This is a genomic window from Psychrobacter nivimaris, from assembly GCF_904846365.1.
In the GTDB taxonomy this organism is placed as follows: domain Bacteria; phylum Pseudomonadota; class Gammaproteobacteria; order Pseudomonadales; family Moraxellaceae; genus Psychrobacter; species Psychrobacter nivimaris_B.
This window is the reverse complement of the sequence record NZ_CAJHAL010000019.1, coordinates 24,389-41,900: the sequence shown is the minus strand read 5'-3', so window position 1 is coordinate 41,900 and position 17,512 is coordinate 24,389. Positions and strand designations below refer to the sequence as shown.

At 41.6% G+C, this 17,512-nt stretch carries 10 protein-coding genes; 3 read left to right on the top strand and 7 right to left on the bottom strand.

Annotation, left to right across the window (positions count from 1 at the left end):
* Window positions 1-3: 3 nt before the first annotated feature.
* The 3 genes from JMX63_RS08950 to JMX63_RS08940 form a co-directional block, all read right to left on the bottom strand.
* Window positions 4-2,148 (bottom strand): beta strand repeat-containing protein, encoded by a 2,145-nt coding sequence (locus JMX63_RS08950; protein ID WP_201572093.1) that lies wholly within the window; start codon window positions 2,146-2,148, stop codon window positions 4-6.
* Between the two features lie 66 nt (window positions 2,149-2,214).
* Entirely contained in the window at window positions 2,215-2,679 is a 465-nt protein-coding gene (locus tag JMX63_RS08945) for a hypothetical protein (RefSeq protein WP_160020952.1), read from the bottom strand.
* A gap of 269 nt (window positions 2,680-2,948) precedes the next feature.
* Entirely contained in the window at window positions 2,949-4,628 is a 1,680-nt protein-coding gene (locus tag JMX63_RS08940) for a hypothetical protein (protein WP_201572092.1), read from the bottom strand.
* 556 nt (window positions 4,629-5,184) lie between these two features.
* Here JMX63_RS08940 and aceE point away from each other — a divergent pair.
* A complete protein-coding gene (aceE, locus tag JMX63_RS08935) occupies window positions 5,185-7,995 on the top strand; it encodes a pyruvate dehydrogenase (acetyl-transferring), homodimeric type (RefSeq protein WP_191115074.1) in 2,811 nt (936 codons plus the stop codon).
* Window positions 7,996-8,023: 28 nt separating this feature from the next.
* The gene (locus JMX63_RS08930; protein WP_201572091.1) at window positions 8,024-9,742 is read left to right on the top strand and encodes a 2-oxo acid dehydrogenase subunit E2; all 1,719 of its coding nucleotides are present in this window, start codon (window positions 8,024-8,026) and stop codon (window positions 9,740-9,742) included.
* Window positions 9,743-9,938: 196 nt separating this feature from the next.
* On the opposite strand, the gene JMX63_RS08925 is transcribed toward JMX63_RS08930, so the two are convergent.
* Window positions 9,939-10,565, bottom strand: coding sequence for an OmpW/AlkL family protein (locus JMX63_RS08925; protein ID WP_134292533.1), 627 nt, complete (start codon window positions 10,563-10,565; stop codon window positions 9,939-9,941).
* A 689-nt stretch (window positions 10,566-11,254) separates the two neighbouring features.
* Here JMX63_RS08925 and JMX63_RS08920 point away from each other — a divergent pair.
* Complete coding sequence (locus JMX63_RS08920; protein ID WP_201572090.1) at window positions 11,255-12,238, top strand: ion transporter; 984 nt, start codon at window positions 11,255-11,257, stop codon at window positions 12,236-12,238.
* Between the two features lie 121 nt (window positions 12,239-12,359).
* On the opposite strand, the gene JMX63_RS08915 is transcribed toward JMX63_RS08920, so the two are convergent.
* The 3 genes from JMX63_RS08915 to JMX63_RS08905 all read right to left on the bottom strand — a co-directional run bounded on the left by JMX63_RS08915 (window position 12,360) and on the right by JMX63_RS08905 (window position 17,315).
* Window positions 12,360-13,007: a TerD family protein gene (locus JMX63_RS08915; protein WP_201572089.1), complete on the bottom strand. Its 648-nt coding sequence runs from the start codon at window positions 13,005-13,007 to the stop codon at window positions 12,360-12,362.
* 97 nt (window positions 13,008-13,104) lie between these two features.
* Window positions 13,105-14,247, bottom strand: coding sequence for a helix-turn-helix transcriptional regulator (locus JMX63_RS08910; protein WP_201572088.1), 1,143 nt, complete (start codon window positions 14,245-14,247; stop codon window positions 13,105-13,107).
* 227 nt (window positions 14,248-14,474) lie between these two features.
* The gene (locus JMX63_RS08905) at window positions 14,475-17,315 is read right to left on the bottom strand and encodes an ATP-binding protein (protein ID WP_201572086.1); all 2,841 of its coding nucleotides are present in this window, start codon (window positions 17,313-17,315) and stop codon (window positions 14,475-14,477) included.
* Window positions 17,316-17,512 lie beyond the last annotated feature (197 nt).

Genomic DNA, 17,512 nt, shown 5'->3' with positions numbered 1-17,512 from the left:
ATATTAAGGGTTAACTTTGATAAAGAATGTCATACTTCCTGTAGCGCCGTTAGCCAAAGTGCCTAAGTTAGTAGTAACCGCCTCGGTAGACGCGTTACCAGAATTTGCTATTGTGACAGAACCATCACCTGTACCACCAGTAGCTGTACCACTTTGGTATGTTGATCTTGACTTCCACTGATTGGTTAAATCCGATAGAGTAACACCAGCTAGGCTTGTACCACTAATAGAAGTAAAAGTATTGTTCGCTGTGATTTTGTAGTAGATACAATCACCAGGTTTTGCACTAGTAGTAAGAATAGTTGCACTACCATCAGCTTTAAGTTCTCCTTGATAAGGAGGTATTGTTCCAGAACAATCAACTTGTACTGCAGCTTGTTTGAGTAGTGTTAGTCCTTTGACATTAGTTGTATCATTAATCGTAGTTACCGCAGGAGCACCAGTACCAGTAGGTGTTAAAGTTACGATAGTAGTTTCAGTGCTACCAACAGCTGCAACCTTAGTAACATCCGTAGGATTAGTTACATTACCTGATGAAACGTTATAACTAATCGTAAACGTACCACCATTAGGAATACCGCCAGCAGGTAAAGTAGTATTGTTAAGAGTGTATGTGTTACCGTCAGTAGTGGTAGGTGAAACGCTTCTTGTAATTGAATTTGTTGAACCAGCGGGTGTATAAGTTATATTGACAGGACCGACGACAGGTCTGACATTTGCATTTGCACTGTCGTCTAGAATAGTGAAGTTTAAAGGGTTAGCAGCAGTACCTTCAGCGTCTCGACCAGTATTAGTAATAATAGCAGTGTGCGTAACTTGACTAGCAGTACCTGATGCAGGTGCAATTTCTCTTGTCGTTGGACTACTTATTGCTATTGCACGCTTAACCGTAGATAGAGGCTGCGTAGAATCACCACCTGTACCAGTTGGAGTAGTACCATTAGTGTTTTCTATATCATCATTTGCAGGATAATAGGTAGCAGTATTTTCATTTGGATCTGTATTATCAGTACTATCAATGATAGTAACATTGCCTACAGGGGCCTCTACACGAGCATGGTTGATTGTAGGTAAAACAAGTGTCTCATCTGCATCTTGTAAAACTCTGAAAGTAACAGTAACGACTGCACCAACTGGTAGATTTACATTACCAATCTCAAAGCTATCAATGGCGCTACTTGTACCTTTACTGCTTGTAATAGCAGCATTACCTATTGTTCCCTTTGTGCCACTTGAAACTAGCAACCCTGAATTGTCAACAGTAGTAACTATTGAACCTGCTACTAGCTTTAGACCTGCTGGTAAGCTATCAATAATTTTTATATTAGTAGCATCAGCAGCGTAAGCAGAATCCTTGTTGTTTTTGACTGTAATGGTATAAGTCGCTTCATCAGTCAAATCGCTAAGATTCAATGTTTTCGTAACTCTCTTAACAATACTGAATACAGGAAGTTTAACAATGCTCTGGTTTTCATTGGTCAGTACAGTTCCAACACCAATGAAAGCACTTGAAGCTGTCAAAATACCTACACCTGTATTACCGCCAATTTGATTTGCACTAGGTAAAGATGCTTGATAAGTTAACTCTGCAGTTAAACCCGGTGCCAATTTAATAGTGTCACCACTGGCTATGTTTCCAGCTACCACTGTGAGTCCTAATGCTTGTCCTTCAGCTAAGGTTAAAGCGGTACCATCTGAAGTACGCTTAATAACAAAGCTAATAGTATCGCTGTCAGCTTTGAAAAGATAATTTGGACTTGCTACTGTGTTAAGAGTAGTGTCGTTTACAGCTTTAGCAGTAACTGTATAAGTATCAGTTACGTTACCAGTATTGCTTAAGGAGTGAACAAAAGTATTCTTACCACCAAGAGTAACTGCTCTATTTGCATTTGTATCGATAGTATTACCATTAGTTGCTATTAATGAAAAATTAGCCGTTTCTTTAACATTAATGGTAACCGTATTAGAAGTAACCTTCGGCTGAGCAACAGTACCGACGCTATAGCTTGCGGTTGCTACGTTGTCAATAGGAGCAGCAGTACCAGTAACACCATTAGTACTAGCTGTAGCAGCATGTGCAGTATTAATTCCCATTACTGTAGCGACACCGACGGCAAGCAAGCTATAGTTAAAAGTATTTGATTTCATGTAATGCTCCAGAATTAAGATTAAAGGTTGAAACGTCAAAAGAGTAAAGGTTTAATGTCTATCGAATTAATTAACGGTGGTATTGAGAGCAACGGCAGCAGACTTCTTAGCTGGTAGTAACTTAATATTCCAGCGTAGCGTACGGTATTCAGAATATGGAATCTTGACCATCTTGCCATCAACTTTACGCATTAGCGGCATATCAGCATAGTTTTTACCATCAGTGCTGGCTTGTGCGCTTATAGGCATCGCATCACCAGTAAATGTCATGTTGGCAGGGATAGGTAGGGTTACCATCAAATCATTAATATCTTTATTAACAGTATTGGTATAATTCGCTTTATACTGAATCACAGTACCTGCTGGTGCAGTACGTACTGGTGTATAGACCGTTTTACCTTCCGCATTCTTTATAACTTGATTAGCTGTTAGTTCCATTTTTAGGGCGTCTTCAGCATGCGCTATATTTAGTAAAGAGCTAGAAGCTATAGTGGCCAATAGAACATTGCGTAGAATCTTGAAACGTTTCATATAAAATCCTTTCTTATACCGTTGCTATCATTGGGCTATTAATGTTTTGGGTCATAATAAAACTATCTACAGTTTCATATGAGTATTGTCTGCAAAATGCCTATATTTCCCATTGAGCTATTGTCACGTAACCGATACAAAGATTCACTATAAAGACGACAAATGGTAATTCGAGGTAGCTAAACGGTAAAAAGCCCTGTCTGGGTAGACAGGGCCTTTTTTGATTAGAAAGAAGAATAGTAATATTTTAAAGTTGCAAGAAATAATAGCTACTGAGCGTTCACAGTAGTCCCATATTTGGTATTAAAATAAAAGTTGCGGTTTGATCTGGCGTTTATGGTAAAGGGATTGGTTATTACTGTACCGTTATTACCGATAGACACACTATTAGAAGCATAGTCGGTTGTACTGGCTACTGGATTGGCTAAGGTTGAGGTAACCGCTGCGCCATCACTTTTGCTTCGCAGTTTATCCTGCATCACAAAGTTTGTGATGGGGACATTAGCGCGATTGGTGGCGGTAATGCGATAAGCAATACACTGAACAGGGGTAAGGGCATTTCCATTATTAGCACTTTCGCTAAAGCCATTTCTAAGGTCTGTTTCACCTACACGATTGAGATCAGGATCAGTATAAAGGATGGTAGAAGGACAGTTATTAACGTACTGAGCTTTTCTGAGTACTAGTGCCGCATTCTCAGCAATCACTCTGCCAAAATCATTGTTCGGATAATTGTACGTTGTCGCAGAAAACCCTACACTTTTACTTTCATTGCTAGTACGAATAGGGTAACTAGTGCCGGTACGGCTCTCTACTAAACACAGGTTTGTATTATTAGCCAGTGTCGTTTTGGGAATGCTAATTTGATACTCGCCAACTGAGAGAGGACTCGTTGTTCTAGTTACTGATTGTGTTGGATAAATTGTAGATGTATTGGAACAGTTAGCAAGCTGTACTGTACTTCCTGAGATACCAGTTTCAGATGCAGTAAGGTCGTATATACCATTAAAAAATTTGGGTTTATTAGTATAAACACTATTAGAGGAAGTGATATCAGCGTTGTCTTTGTTAGCGCTGCCTGCAGGAATGCCACCATTGTCATCAAATACAGTACCAGAGAAAATGTACTGAGGAACGTAGCAGTAGTTATCGAGGCTAATGTCTACTTCTTGAGTTGTTGGTGACGAACGTATCAAGGTTCCAGTATTGGTATAACGAACTTTAACTGATTTTACTGCTTCTGGAAATTGTATAGAACCCTGACATTCTGTACCTAAGTTCTTTGCAGTACAGTTAAAGGCACGACCATCACTGCCACCAGTAAACAAACCTGCCTGCTGGTAATTAGTAATAAAAGAAGTGTTACCGTTCAGTTCAGTAGATGTTTGTTGAACGCTATTAATTTCACCACTCGCAGCGACACCACTAAACTTAACATAATCGTAAAATTTGTTACTATCGTTATTAGAATAGTCTATATCGAATGCACTGAATGCAACGTTGTTTAAAAATATAGGTTCTAAAGTTATACTGTTACGAAATTCAAATGTAATATCTGTATAGTCTGATACTGTAGGAAATTTACGTTTGATGTTGATGACTGTTTTATTAGAATTCGTGAAAGCTTCAAACGCACTTTCCACATTGCCACTACTCGATTCATCTTTAGTAATTTTTACTTGTAATGGGATACTACCTGAGGCGTTACCAGCTACAGTGACATACTTGCCGATATCAGACATTAGATTTCTATAGTCAGTAGTAGTCAAGCTACCTTGAGATGCACCTGTAATGCCTTGACAAGTTGCACCTGGATTTGCTACAAGCGCATGAGATGAGATACTTATCAACGACAATATCATAAGGCCTATCAAACTCAATATTTGAGATTGATAGTTACTAAATGAAAAAGTATTCATCATATTTGAGAACTTTCTAGCTTTATACATGTCGCTATTCCTAAGAATCGAGATTGCCCAACTAATACGGTAGCTAACCATATTTATACAAATATATTAGTATGAGATATTAATGAGTAATTGATCTTACATCCAGTATAAAGTTACCAGTGGTTGATTTAATATGATAGAAAGCATAGTTTACCCATTTAGCTATACATAACGATCTCTTGTGCAAAGAAACAGATGACTGCTATCGTCATTTTAAAAAAAACTAATCATTATTTATTTAAAAAATACTTGTTATTTCATCATTTCTCTACAGCCATAAACAACTTAGCCGTAAAGGCTTATAATGGAATGTCATAGTCAAATAATGATTAAACGAATAGCTATAGCATTATGACGGTTTGGCAGATGTGTTGATTTGATGCATTTTTCGATATGAGTAATACTATTTTTATAATCTAGCAGTATGTCATCGCACAAAACAAGGGAATGCTTGGACGTAGCAAGGATGTCATAAGTAAACCAATCTCTCATCATGCATTTTTCAATGAAGCCCTGCCATTAGGTAGGTATGACTGATATAAAAGGATTAACAAGAATGAATTATTATAAGGATGCTGATAGCACCGAAACTCAGGAATGGCTGGCAGCCTTTGAGTCTGTGGTTAAACACGCAGACAAGGACCGTGCTCAGTTTCTCCTAAAAGCCTTATACAATATGGCAGTTCAAGAAGGCCTCCCGTTCAACAGACTAGACACTGCGTATGTCAATAGTATTGCTGTTGAAGATGAGCCAATGTACCCAGGCGATCTAGGCATGGAGCGTAAGATACGTGCGCTAATTCGTTACAACGCACTTGCTATGGTCATGCGTGCCAATAAAAACGACGACGATTTGGGTGGTCACTTAGCGACATTTGCCTCTAGTGCGACACTTTATGAAACGGGTTTTAACCATTTCTTCCGTGCCGCTAGCGATCACTTCGGTGGTGACATGATCTATTATCAAGGTCACTCAGCACCAGGTATCTATGCACGCTCTTATTTAGAAGGTCGTTTGACCGAAGATCAGCTTGATAATTTCCGTCGTGAAGTAGGTGGTAAAGGTCTATCAAGCTATCCGCATCCATATCTAATGCCGGATTACTGGCAGTTCCCAACGGTATCGATGGGACTTGGCCCAATCATGTCTATCTATCACGCCCATGTACATCGCTATATGGAAAATCGTGGCTTGCTAGAAAAAGAAGGTCGTAAGATTTGGACATTCTTAGGTGATGGTGAGACTGATGAGCCAGAAAGCTTAGGGGCTATTTCTCTTGCTGGTCGTGAGAAGCTGGACAACCTAATCTGGGTAGTCAACTGTAACTTGCAGCGTCTTGATGGTCCAGTCCGTGGTAATGGCAAAATCATTCAAGAGCTAGAATCAGTATTCCGCGGCGCAGGCTGGCGAGTCATCAAAGTCATTTGGGGCGGTAACTGGGATTCATTACTTGGTAAAGATCATACGGGTGTCCTTAAACAACGTATGGAAGAAGTGGTGGATGGTGAGTATCAGCTATATGAAGCGCGTACGCCTGAATTTACTCGCAAAGAGTTCTTTGGTAAATATCCAGAGCTAGAAGAGATGGCAGATGCGTTGACTGACGAAGAAATCTCGCGTCTGAACCGTGGTGGCCATGATCCAGTTAAAGTTTATGCTGCCTTTAGCGAAGCTATGAAAACCAAAGGCCAACCGACGGTTATTTTGGTTAAAACTGTTAAAGGTTATGGCTTGTCTGCCCAAACGCAAGCAGTCAACAAATCGCATCAGGTGAAGAAGCTTGATCAAGAAGCGTTGATGTATTTCCGTGATCGTTTTGATTTACCATTTACTGATGAGCAGTTAGAGACCCTACCATTCTACCGCCCTGAAGAAGGTTCGGCGGAAATGAAGTATCTAAAAGGTCGTCGTGAGTCGTTAGGTGGTCATTTACCAAACCGCCGTAGTGGTCATATTCCACTAAATATCCCTGAACTATCAATGTTCGATCGGGTATTAAAAGGCAGCAATGGTAAAGAGCAATCTACAACAATGGTATTTGTGCGCTTGCTATCTGCAATGCTTAAAAACAAAGACATCCAAGATCGCGTCGTACCAATCGTACCTGACGAAGCGCGTACGTTTGGTCTAGAAGGTATGTTCCGTCAGTTGGGTATTTACTCGGCTGTTGGCCAAAAATATACACCAGAAGACAGTGAAGCGTTGATGGGCTATAAAGAAGCCATCGATGGTCACATGTTAGAAGAAGGTATCAACGAAGCAGGCGCAATGAGCACTTGGATTGCATTGGCAACCAGTTACTCTGTGAACGCGCTACCGATGATTCCGATGTACATCTACTACTCAATGTTTGGTTTCCAACGTGTAGGTGATTTGGCTTGGGCGGCAGGTGATTGTCAAGCACAAGGCTTCTTGTTAGGCGCAACTGCTGGTCGTACGACGCTTAATGGCGAAGGCTTACAGCATCAAGATGGTCATTCACAGATTCTGTTCAATGTCGTGCCAAACTGCGTCAGCTATGATCCTTGCTTCGGTTATGAGCTAGCTGTGGTCATGCATGATGGTTTACGCCGTATGTATGGTGAAGGCGAGCGCGTTTACTATTACTTGACGTTGATGAATGAAAACTACGAACAACCTGCTATGCCAGAAGGTGCCGAGGAAGGTATCAAACGTGGTATGTACTTGTTAGAGGACAATGGTTCAACACAAGTACAGCTATTAGGTTCTGGCGTTATCTTGCGTGAAGTACAGAAGGCATCACAGATACTAAAAGACGAGTTCAATATTACGTCTAACGTTTGGAGTGTAACCAGCTTTAATGAGTTGACTCGTGATGGTATGGTTTGTGACGATTACAACCGTCTACATCCAATGGATGAAGAGAAAGTGCCTTGGGTTACTGAGCAATTAGCACCGCACGAAGGTATCGTAGTGGCAGCAACAGATTATATGCGTAACTATTCAGAGCAAATCCGTGCTTGGTTACCAGATAACCGTCCTTATACGACTCTGGGTACCGATGGTTATGGCCGTTCTGATACGCGCGAAAACCTACGTAGTTTCTTCAACGTTGATGCTGCGCATATCGTTGTGGCAACGCTTAAACGTCTAGCCGATGAAGGTGAAGTTGAGATGCGTTTGGTTAAAGACGCGATTTCAAGCTTAGGTATCGATGTGGATCATCCACCTGCATGGCAACAGCAGTCTTACTATGATCAGTCTCCAGATGCACCAGCGCCAGGTAACGTAAATCCAAATCCTGTACCTGAATTTATCGCTGAAGACGATGATGAAATCAGTAATGAAGGCCGTGCTGAAGATCAAGCAGATGCAAACGTACTTGATGATAAAGATGTCAAATAATAATAACCATAAGACGAGGAAATAAATCATGGACATTAAAGCCCCCGATTTAGGTGTGGATAGCGCCGAAGTCAGCGAGATTATGGTAGAAGTTGGTGATGTCATTGCAAAAGACGACAACATTGTATTATTAGAATCTGACAAAGCATCGGTTGAAGTACCAAGCTCTGCTGCTGGTAAAGTGACTAAGATTAGCGTTGCTATCGGTGATCAAGTCAGCGAAGGTATGGTGCTGATTGAGCTTGAAAGCGCAGATGATAGCGCAGAAAGCAACGATGAAAATGCTGCTGAAGAGCAAGAAGCGAACAGCACAGACGATGTTAAACCAGAATCAAAACCTGAACCTGCTACAACTGAGTCAAAGCAATCAGAGTCTGCTGCCAAGCCAGCCGCTAATGCTGGTAAAGCAACTACTCATGCATTACCTGATTTAGGTGTTGACGAGGCACAAGTTTCTGAAATCATGGTGAGCGTTGGTGATACTGTTAGCGCTGAGCAGTCCATTTTGCTAATCGAATCAGATAAAGCTTCAGTTGAAGTGCCAGCGCCAGTTGCCGGCAAGATTGAGAAAATCTTGGTCGAAGCAGGTGATATGGTTGCTAATGGTCAGGACTTTATCGTCATCATGGAAAGTAGTACAGATGATGCTAGTGATAGTGAATCTGAAGCTCCTAAGCCACAAGAGTCAGCACCAGCCAAAACAGAAGATAAACCAGCTGCTAAAACTACTGGCGAGCCAAAACAAGCTGCCAAACCGACCAATACTGATACAGCTGCTAGCAAAACAGAGGGTAAGTTAACTGAAGCACAGGTCAATGAAAAATTGGTTGATGTGTATGCAGGTCCTGCCGTCCGTAAACTAGCGCGTCAGTTAGGTGTGGATATCACACAAGTGAATGGTTCAGCTCTAAACGATCGCATTCTAAAAGAAGACTTGTTTGCACATGTTAAAAACAGTCTAACCAAGCAGAAAGCGGCACCTGTGAGCAGTAATCCTGTTAGCTCAGGTCTACCGAAGCTGCCTGACATGAGTAACGCTGAGATCTGGGGTGAGACAGAAACACAAGACCTCAGCCGCTTGCAGAAAGTCTCGATACCACAGCTCAACTACAATACTTTGCTACCGCAAGTAACGCAGTTCGATCTGTCTGATATCACTGAGACCGAAAAACTACGCGGTGAGCTAAAAGGTGGCATGAAAGCTGAAGGTATTGGCTTTACTATCTTGGCCTTTGTGGTTAAAGCAACTGCTTACGCATTGACCCAGCACCCACGATTCAACAGTCACTTGAGTGATGACAATACTCAGGTCATATTGCGTAAAAGTGTCAATATGGGTATTGCTGTGGCAACAGATGATGGTCTTATCGTACCGGTTATCAAAAACGTACAAGATAAAGGTCTGAAGCAAATTGCGATTGAGATCGGCGAGCTTGCTGTAAAAGCTCGTGATAAGAAGCTCAGTACCAAAGATTTGCAAGGGGCAAGCTTTACCATATCGAGCCAAGGTAACTTGGGTGGTACGGCATTTACGCCATTAGTTAACTGGCCACAGGTTGGTATTTTAGGTGTCTCTGAAGCAAGTATGCAGCCACGTTGGGATGCTAAAAAACAAAGCTTTGAGCCACGTTTGATGCTGCCACTGTCTTTGTCTTATGACCACCGTGTGATTAATGGCGCAGACGCTGCTGTATTTACTCGTTATATCGCAACGCTATTAGCAGACCCACGTCGTATCTTGATCTAAAGCTAGCTAGCAATTAGAAAAGACTGCCTACGGGTGGTCTTTTTTTATGGAGATTATTTGTTCTTACAGGTTATTATCTATTTTTATAAATAATTGCCTAGTAGCTGGTGTAGACAGACGGTAGTAACCATAGTTAATAGGCACAAAAAAGCCAGCTATCAAGCTGGCTTTTATTACGCATGGTAACTTTACTAATTTAGAACTGTTTAACGAATGCTACGCCATATACCCAAGGGCTGATATCAACTTCGCCGATATCAGTACCGTTTAGGCTTGCATCTGTTTTGATGTCCATATAACGGGCATCAATACGGAAAGCTTCGGTAGGAGCAAAAGGAATATCAAGACCAACATGGCCAGCTACACCAACGCTATCATCAAGCTCTAAATCATTACCATTACCAAGGTAGATTCTTTCTTTGAAGAAAGTCGTGTAGTTCACACCAACACCAACAAAAGGCTTCACATTCATAGGCAGATCATAGCCATCGAAGTGATACTGTACAGATAGAGTAGGTGGTAGGTGCTGAGTTTCTGCATCAATAGTAGTATCACCAGTTTTCAGAGTGATGTCATGATGGAATGGAATAGCAGCTAGCAGTTCAACACCAACGTTGTTAGCGATGAAATACTCACCACTGATAGTTGGACGTACATCGCCATCAACATCAACAGTTAAACCGTTATCTAGAGTACCGTTGTTGCTTTTAGGATCAACATAGTGTGCACCAGCAGCAACAGACCAAGTACCAGCTGGGACAGCAAAAGCAGTTGTCATTGTAAGTGCAGCAGCAGTTGCTAAAACTAGGGATTGTAGTTTCATCATTTAATTCCTTAACGTAATAGAAAATTATCAGCAGTGTTCTAATGAGGGATGGCATTAGCTACTGATACACAATGTCCTGATTAATGTTTAATCTGTAACATTTAGTCTCTATTATAGTACGAAAATCATTATTATTGGTAAGGTTTTAATAATAAAGTAGCAATGCTCCTGCAATAAGTTACATTGGTATCCGTCATAATTTACTAAAGTTGATGTTTAAACGAAGTAAAATGGCTATCTAAGTAAGATGTATTGACGTGAGTTAGTATCTCTTATTTATGATCTGACGAGAGGTGCAATATATAATGCTTGGTTATTGCAGTAATTCGCCTCTACGCTGTCAAAATGCGCGCAATACAAAGTTGTTGAACCAAGTGGATTCTTGTTGTCCGAAATGTCACTTACATTTAATACCAGCTCAAGATATAAGTCAGCAGCTTCGTAGTTACGAGCAATTCTTGAGGTTCTCTATGTTATTGATTGTGTTTATACTGTTGGTATCAATCTATATTTATTATTTATATTTTGTTTAGTTAGCTGATAATATCAATACCCAACACACCAGTGTTTATCAGAAAATCTATTAAGTGAGAATGCGGATTATTGTGAATAAGCCTTGCAAGTAGTTTATGATAGTTGCTTAATTTTATTAATACTAAATCGTTATATCACTATATAGGGCTGGCATGTTATTCCAATCTATACGGCGCTTGCGTCATTTTGTTTATGATATTTTACAAAATGAAGAACATGACACGTTATTTAGCCGTTACGTCGATTACTTTCTCATATTTTTGATTATGACTAACGTAGCCGCTGTGATAGCGGAGTCTGTCGATCAATGGTATTACCCTTATCAAGATTACTTCACCTTATTTGAAAACTTTTCTATCGTTGTTTTTTCTGTTGAGTACTTATTGCGTTTGTGGAGTGTTGCTGAAACCAAGCCTGACAATACTACGTGGAAACAGCGTTGGGATTGGCTTAGAAGCCCATCAGCGTTGATTGATTTAGTAGCCATCGTGCCCGCCTTTTTGAATTTCTTTGTCAACATTGATTTGCGTTTCTTACGCATTTTACGCTTGTTTCGAATCCTAAAATTGACGCGTTATTTTGCGTCAATGCGTATTTTGCTAGTCGTGATTAGTAAAGAGAGAGGCTCATTTCAGGCTGTTATCTTTATTCTTATCATTATGATTGTGACCGCCTCTAGCGGTATATATCTGGTAGAGAATCACGCACAGCCAGACGAGTTTGAGTCCATACCTAAAGCGATGTGGTGGGCTGTGGTGACACTGACAACCGTAGGCTATGGAGATGTCACGCCAATTACTAATGCTGGCAAAATATTGGGTGCGGTCATTACGATATTGGGCGTAGGTCTCGCAGCACTGCCGGCTGGTATTCTAGCGACAGGACTAGCGAATGAGTTGGCTCAGCGCCGCGAAGAGCTTGAACAGCATTTTCGGGAGCAGCTCATTGATAGCGACTTTGATTTGGTACAGAATCAGATGATGATTGATAAAATTCGTAGAGAGCTGGGTTTAGATAAAGAGCAGGCACAAAATATCGTCTTACAGGTACTTCGAGAGCAAGAGCTTGAACGGCGTGAGAAAGAAGTTGAGACGCGCCAAAAGAACTTCTGTCCGCATTGCGGTGAAGTTTTATAGGCAAGTATGAAATGATTTATGACAAATAGGTATTTATTGACTAATTAATTTTTTGACCATAACAAGAGGTCTTGTGTTTGCATAGCACAAGACCTCTTTTATATGCGATTAGCAGTTGCTGTTAGATCCCCTGAGGAATAGGCAATGCACGTGCTAACTCATGAGCCACTTCTTGTGCTGCAGCTGCTAGACTTTCTGCAGTGAGTGGTAAGTTTTGCAACGTTAAATGCCAGTCGTCAACAGATCGACGCAAATGCGCTACCCATAACGTCGTGCAGTCGCGTGGGAGCTGCTTAAGGTTTACCTCAAAACAACGGTTTCCTTCATCGTCACTCAGATGAATTTCGCCTTTTTTCACCCTAGAGAACGAATGACCGTGGTATGAGTTGGCGATTAAACCAATATGAGTAATATGAGCAGGAATTTTTTCGAGTTCCAATCTGATTTGCTCTTGATCAAGCGGGGCAAGATACATGGCTTGTTCACCGCGATCCTTACCATTTAAGCTGTCACCTTGATGCTTGACCGACTCAGCTTTATCTCGTAATTGTTTAAACCAAACGATGTCACTGATGACGCAATTGTCATCATATAACACACAAGCCAAATCAATATCCATCGCGCTTTGATTTTTTTTGAAGCGCTTAAACATGCCTTTTGGCTCAATTTTGGTAAATTCATAATTGAGCGCAAAGAATAAAGTCCCTGCGTCTAGTCCTAGTCCTCGTAAACTATCTGACAACAGTGGTGATGGGGTAGTGGTCGACATAACTTTCCTTTTTTATTCTTAGTTTTTAACCGTTATCTAGATCTGGTGCTTGCTTACATAAGGCGTGCTGAGGTAAGCCTATCTCAGGTCAGTGATGTCACTCACTGATTGCTGTCGAAGACTTATCTAATACTGCTTGATAGAGCAGCTCAGGCTTAGCCTCTAATAACCCACTACCAAATCCACGTAGCCACCAGACCAGCTGTGAGGTTAAATTAACAGTAGCCTTTACTGTAAGAGTATTATCCTCATTTAGCGTCACGGTTTGATCGTCATTAAGCTTACTCTCGGTCAGGCTCTTACCTGCTTGCCTAGTGAACCTAAGCTCAACAGCAGTATTCTTGCCACGCTCGTCCAATTCACCAAACAGTGGGTGACTAAAGCCCATGCTGCCTTCATCCAAATACGTATCGAGTTGAAAATTCTCTGGCGTTTTTGCAGCAGTTTCGAGAATCTCAACACTATCAAAACGATGTAAGGCAAAGGTGCGAATGGTGGCTTCTGGGTCGTCGGTACGAGTTGCCAGTAGATAGATAATCACGCCACGCTGGATAATTGCGATTGGATTTAGGATGTATTCGCTGGCTTGTAATTTGTTGCTACGAGTATAACAAGCATGAATCTGTAGTTGATAAAATAGCGCGTGGTAAATATTATCTTTACTATCCAAATCTATATCTGGTGCAATAAGCGGCTGCGTGGCAGGCTCGATACGCACTCTGTCTATCCAAGAGTGGGTCACTTTGCTGTTTTTGAGCTGTCGCCGTGCTAAGTCAAACCAAGGAAATAATTCATCTAAGATAACAGGCGGCAGTAACTGGGTCAGATTGGCCTCGACCATATTAAAAGCAACCGCTTGTGATAAGTTCATATGCGGCAAGCTTTGTAATGGGGCGTCTTCTTTCCAGCGCCAACCTTGAGGATTGGCATTGTTTTTTTCGATAGGGAATCGTTTGGCAAGGGCGTTCAAATCACGTTGGACAGTACGTAGGCTGATATCAAAGCCTGCCATCATCAGCTGCTCATAAATATGCGTAGTGCCTACCCAACGATTGCGCTGTAGCTGTGATAGTACCTGCCATTGCCGAGCAGTCGTTGCCGCACCATGTCGATTGTCACTAATATTGGCGGCATTGGCCTCTTTTGAGGTACCAGTGTCTACAGCTGCAAGCGCACCTGCCTGCTCACTAGGATTGGACTGAGCTTGGATGTTATCAGCATCAGTAGGATGTACAGTCATTAAGAGATACCCTTTATGAAGTTACAAGTCGGTTTCTGGCACGATATTGCTCGATCAGGAACCGTTAATCATCGCAGAAAAGCAGCGTAGCGTCTAGCGACGTTCATGCATGCGTATGTTTATTTGAAGGTTGCTATTCGATGGTTACTGTTCGATCTAGCCATAGATATAACAATGAATCTAGTCGAACAGCAATGTGCGTACGTATCGGTAGTACCGTTTAAATTTTAATTGCCATCCTCATCGACAGCTGTTGTCTCGCTATCGTTTAGGGTGTCATCAATAGGCTTAGCATCGCTTTGCTTGTTACTTTCCTCGCTGCATTTCTCATTACTTCTCTCATCTTTACGCTTTTCTTTTATTCTCTTACCTTCTTTCTTTTGACGTTTTTCTTTACGCTTTTTCTTCGCTTTCTTTTTGGACTTTTCATCATCGATGTCATCAGTGTTTTCCTGGTTTTCATCCCACAGCATCAGACGGCTTAATACTTTGCCAAATAAAGTATCTTTACGATAACGGCCTTTCTTATTCATGGTGTCGATGGGCAAGCCAGTCATCAGCGTCAGGGCCTCACTTAGAGTATAGACGCCATAGATATGAAATTTGCCTCTATTTACCGCATCGATAATGTCGTCACGTAGCATCAGTTGTTTGACATTGGCCATCGGAATGACAACGCCTTGATCGCCTGTTAGCTCTTGCTCGCGGCAAGCGTCGAAGAAACCTGCGATTTTGGCATTGATGCCACCAACTGCTTGTACTTCGCCTAGCTGGTTCATAGATCCAGTAATCGCGAGAGACTGATTGATGGGGACGTTTGCTAATGCGGATAGCAATGCACAGCCTTCGCTCACAGTAGCACTATCGCCATCGATTTGTGCGTAGCTTTGCTCGAACGCCAGTGAGGCACTAAAATTCAGTGCATGATGCTGACTAAATAACGCTCGCAAATAGCTGGTCATAATCAGCATGCCTTTGGCGTGTAAACTACCGCCCAAGTCTACATCACGCTCAATATCAAGAATTTCACCTGTGCCAATGTTTGGCTGAATGACCGCAGTAAGCCGTGTTGGCATGCCAAACTCACTATCGGCATAACTGACCACGGTTAATGCATTAACTTGTCCGATAGCGTCGCCTTGCGTTTGGATCAGCTGCTGGCCATTTTTCAGCTCATCCCAGTACAGATCGCGTAAATATCCTGAACGCTCATCCATGTCATCGATTGCTTGAGTGACATGATCTGCCGTTACCATAGCCTCATTATTTAAGCGAGCATGACGGTTTGATTCATGCAATAGTTTGATCAATAAGTCACTGTGTAGGCTTAAGCGATCTTGTTCTTCAGCTTGCAGGCTTAAGTGCTCAAGTAGCGTAGCTTGCGCACTGCTATCAAATGGGTAAAGGTCGGCATAATCGATGATATCAGCCATTTTTGCGACCAATGCCAATTCATGCTCAATGGTACGAGGCACATCGTCATGAAAGTCAGCTCGGACTTTAAATACCGCATCAAATTCAGGCTCAAGCTCTAGTAACTCATAATATAAATCTGCTTCACCTAACAAGATAACTTTGATATCTAAATCAATAGGCGCTGGTGAGAGAGACAAGCTGCCTGTTAGCGTTAGCATTTGCTCTAGACTAGACAGTTTGATTTTTCGTGATTGTAATGCGCGCTTCAAGCCTTGCCATGCATAAGGATGCTCAAGGACGTGGCTGGCTTCTAACAATAAATAGCCGCCATTAGCGCGATGTAGAGCGCCTGCACGAATCATACTTACGTCAGTGGTTACTGTGCCTAATTGGGTGATCTGCTCGACATGTCCCAATAAATTGAGATGGGTTGGCAAATCCTCAAAAACCACGGGCGCGCCACTGTCAGGTGTATGACTGACAATAACATTGACTGCATAACGACTAGGCGTCGTAGCCAAAACTGCCGTCACAAACTCCTCATCATCGCCATTGACGATACGCTCTACGTGAGTGACCATGTCATCAAATACAGCCTTGAGATATGCCACGACAAGTGGATGAGTCGCAAACTGCTTATAGATAGGTTCAAACAATGGCTGTAGAGCACGTTGGGCAATACTACGATGTAATGCCTCTATCTCATCGTTGGCTTCATCTTCTAGTTGCTCTAAAGCGATAGTCAATTGACTCAGACGCTTTTGCATATGGTTCTTTTGTACAAAGTTATTCAGCTCAGCTTCATACTCATTATTGCTATATATAGAGTCTTGGTTTTCTTTACTCTCATTACTTTTTTTGCTCAAAATGTTAACTTTTTCGCTATCATCGAGCTTTTCTGAATTTTTTTGATTGTTAGGTGTTTTTATTTGCTTGTCATCATCGCTGTTGCTTTCTGTAGGCAGCTGACTAGGATGAACAAATACAGCTTTATTATCAAACGAGCGAAACGTCAATGCTAGGTCATATTGTTTGCCTTCAGCATTAAGCGCGTCATAGGCATGACTTTCTTTTTGATGAGTACTGTTTTTGATGGCTTCAATTTTGCTTTGGTATTGATCGCTACGAAAGCGTTGGCTTAAACGCTTTTTTGCTTGCTGCCATAAGTTATTAACTTGCGGCTGTAATAGCGAGGCTTGACCAGCTGGTAGACGCAGCGCCAATGGTGTGCGTGGATCGGTGAAATTATGCACATATACCCAATCATCTGGCGTCGGTGCGTCGGCGGCAATACGCGTTAATAGGCGACTAATGACAGTACGCTTACCCAAACCGTTCTCACCAGCGGCAAACACATGGTAACCACTGGCTTTAATATCCAGTGCTGTATGTAGTGCTTTAAGCGCGCGTTGTTGGCCGAAACCAACATCTAAGTCAGGCGCAGTACGTGTATCTGTAGGTAATTCATCAGGGTCGCTATAGCGTTTTAATTGCTCAGCGGAAATGCGACAATTTTGCTGAACTTCTATGAAGATAGGGTTTGGGGTATCAGGTGCTGTTTGCTTAGTGTTTTTTGTATCGGTAGCAGGTACTACCATATTGTTAGCGTCTTTTGATACTTGCGATATAGGGGTGTAGGGTTGTTCTGTCATAGGCGTTTGAAAAATCATCTTAAAAAGTATTAAAGGAATATGAGAAGTGATTGGTTTTATCTAGTCATGCGTATTCTGAGTTTTTTATAATCAATCATGACATCTTACAAGATATAGTCACCTATTAGCGAAGTCATTAAGCGCAGTTTTGTATCATATTTAGACAAATGATTGAGTAAAACTGGTAAAAAACGAAT

Bases quoted from the DNA above. Each gene is read 5' to 3' on its own strand.
- JMX63_RS08925 (WP_134292533.1), bottom strand. From the start codon at position 10,565: ATGAAACTACAATCCCTAGTTTTAGCAACTGCTGCTGCACTTACAATG.
- JMX63_RS08945 (WP_160020952.1), bottom strand. From the start codon at position 2,679: ATGAAACGTTTCAAGATTCTACGCAATGTTCTATTGGCCACTATAGCT.
- JMX63_RS08950 (WP_201572093.1), bottom strand. From the start codon at position 2,148: ATGAAATCAAATACTTTTAACTATAGCTTGCTTGCCGTCGGTGTCGCT.
- JMX63_RS08930 (WP_201572091.1), top strand. From the start codon at position 8,024: ATGGACATTAAAGCCCCCGATTTAGGTGTGGATAGCGCCGAAGTCAGC.
- JMX63_RS08915 (WP_201572089.1), bottom strand. From the start codon at position 13,007: ATGTCGACCACTACCCCATCACCACTGTTGTCAGATAGTTTACGAGGA.
- JMX63_RS08905 (WP_201572086.1), bottom strand. From the start codon at position 17,315: ATGACAGAACAACCCTACACCCCTATATCGCAAGTATCAAAAGACGCT.
- JMX63_RS08920 (WP_201572090.1), top strand. From the start codon at position 11,255: ATGTTATTCCAATCTATACGGCGCTTGCGTCATTTTGTTTATGATATT.
- aceE (WP_191115074.1), top strand. From the start codon at position 5,185: ATGAATTATTATAAGGATGCTGATAGCACCGAAACTCAGGAATGGCTG.
- JMX63_RS08940 (WP_201572092.1), bottom strand. From the start codon at position 4,628: ATGTATAAAGCTAGAAAGTTCTCAAATATGATGAATACTTTTTCATTT.
- JMX63_RS08910 (WP_201572088.1), bottom strand. From the start codon at position 14,247: ATGACTGTACATCCTACTGATGCTGATAACATCCAAGCTCAGTCCAAT.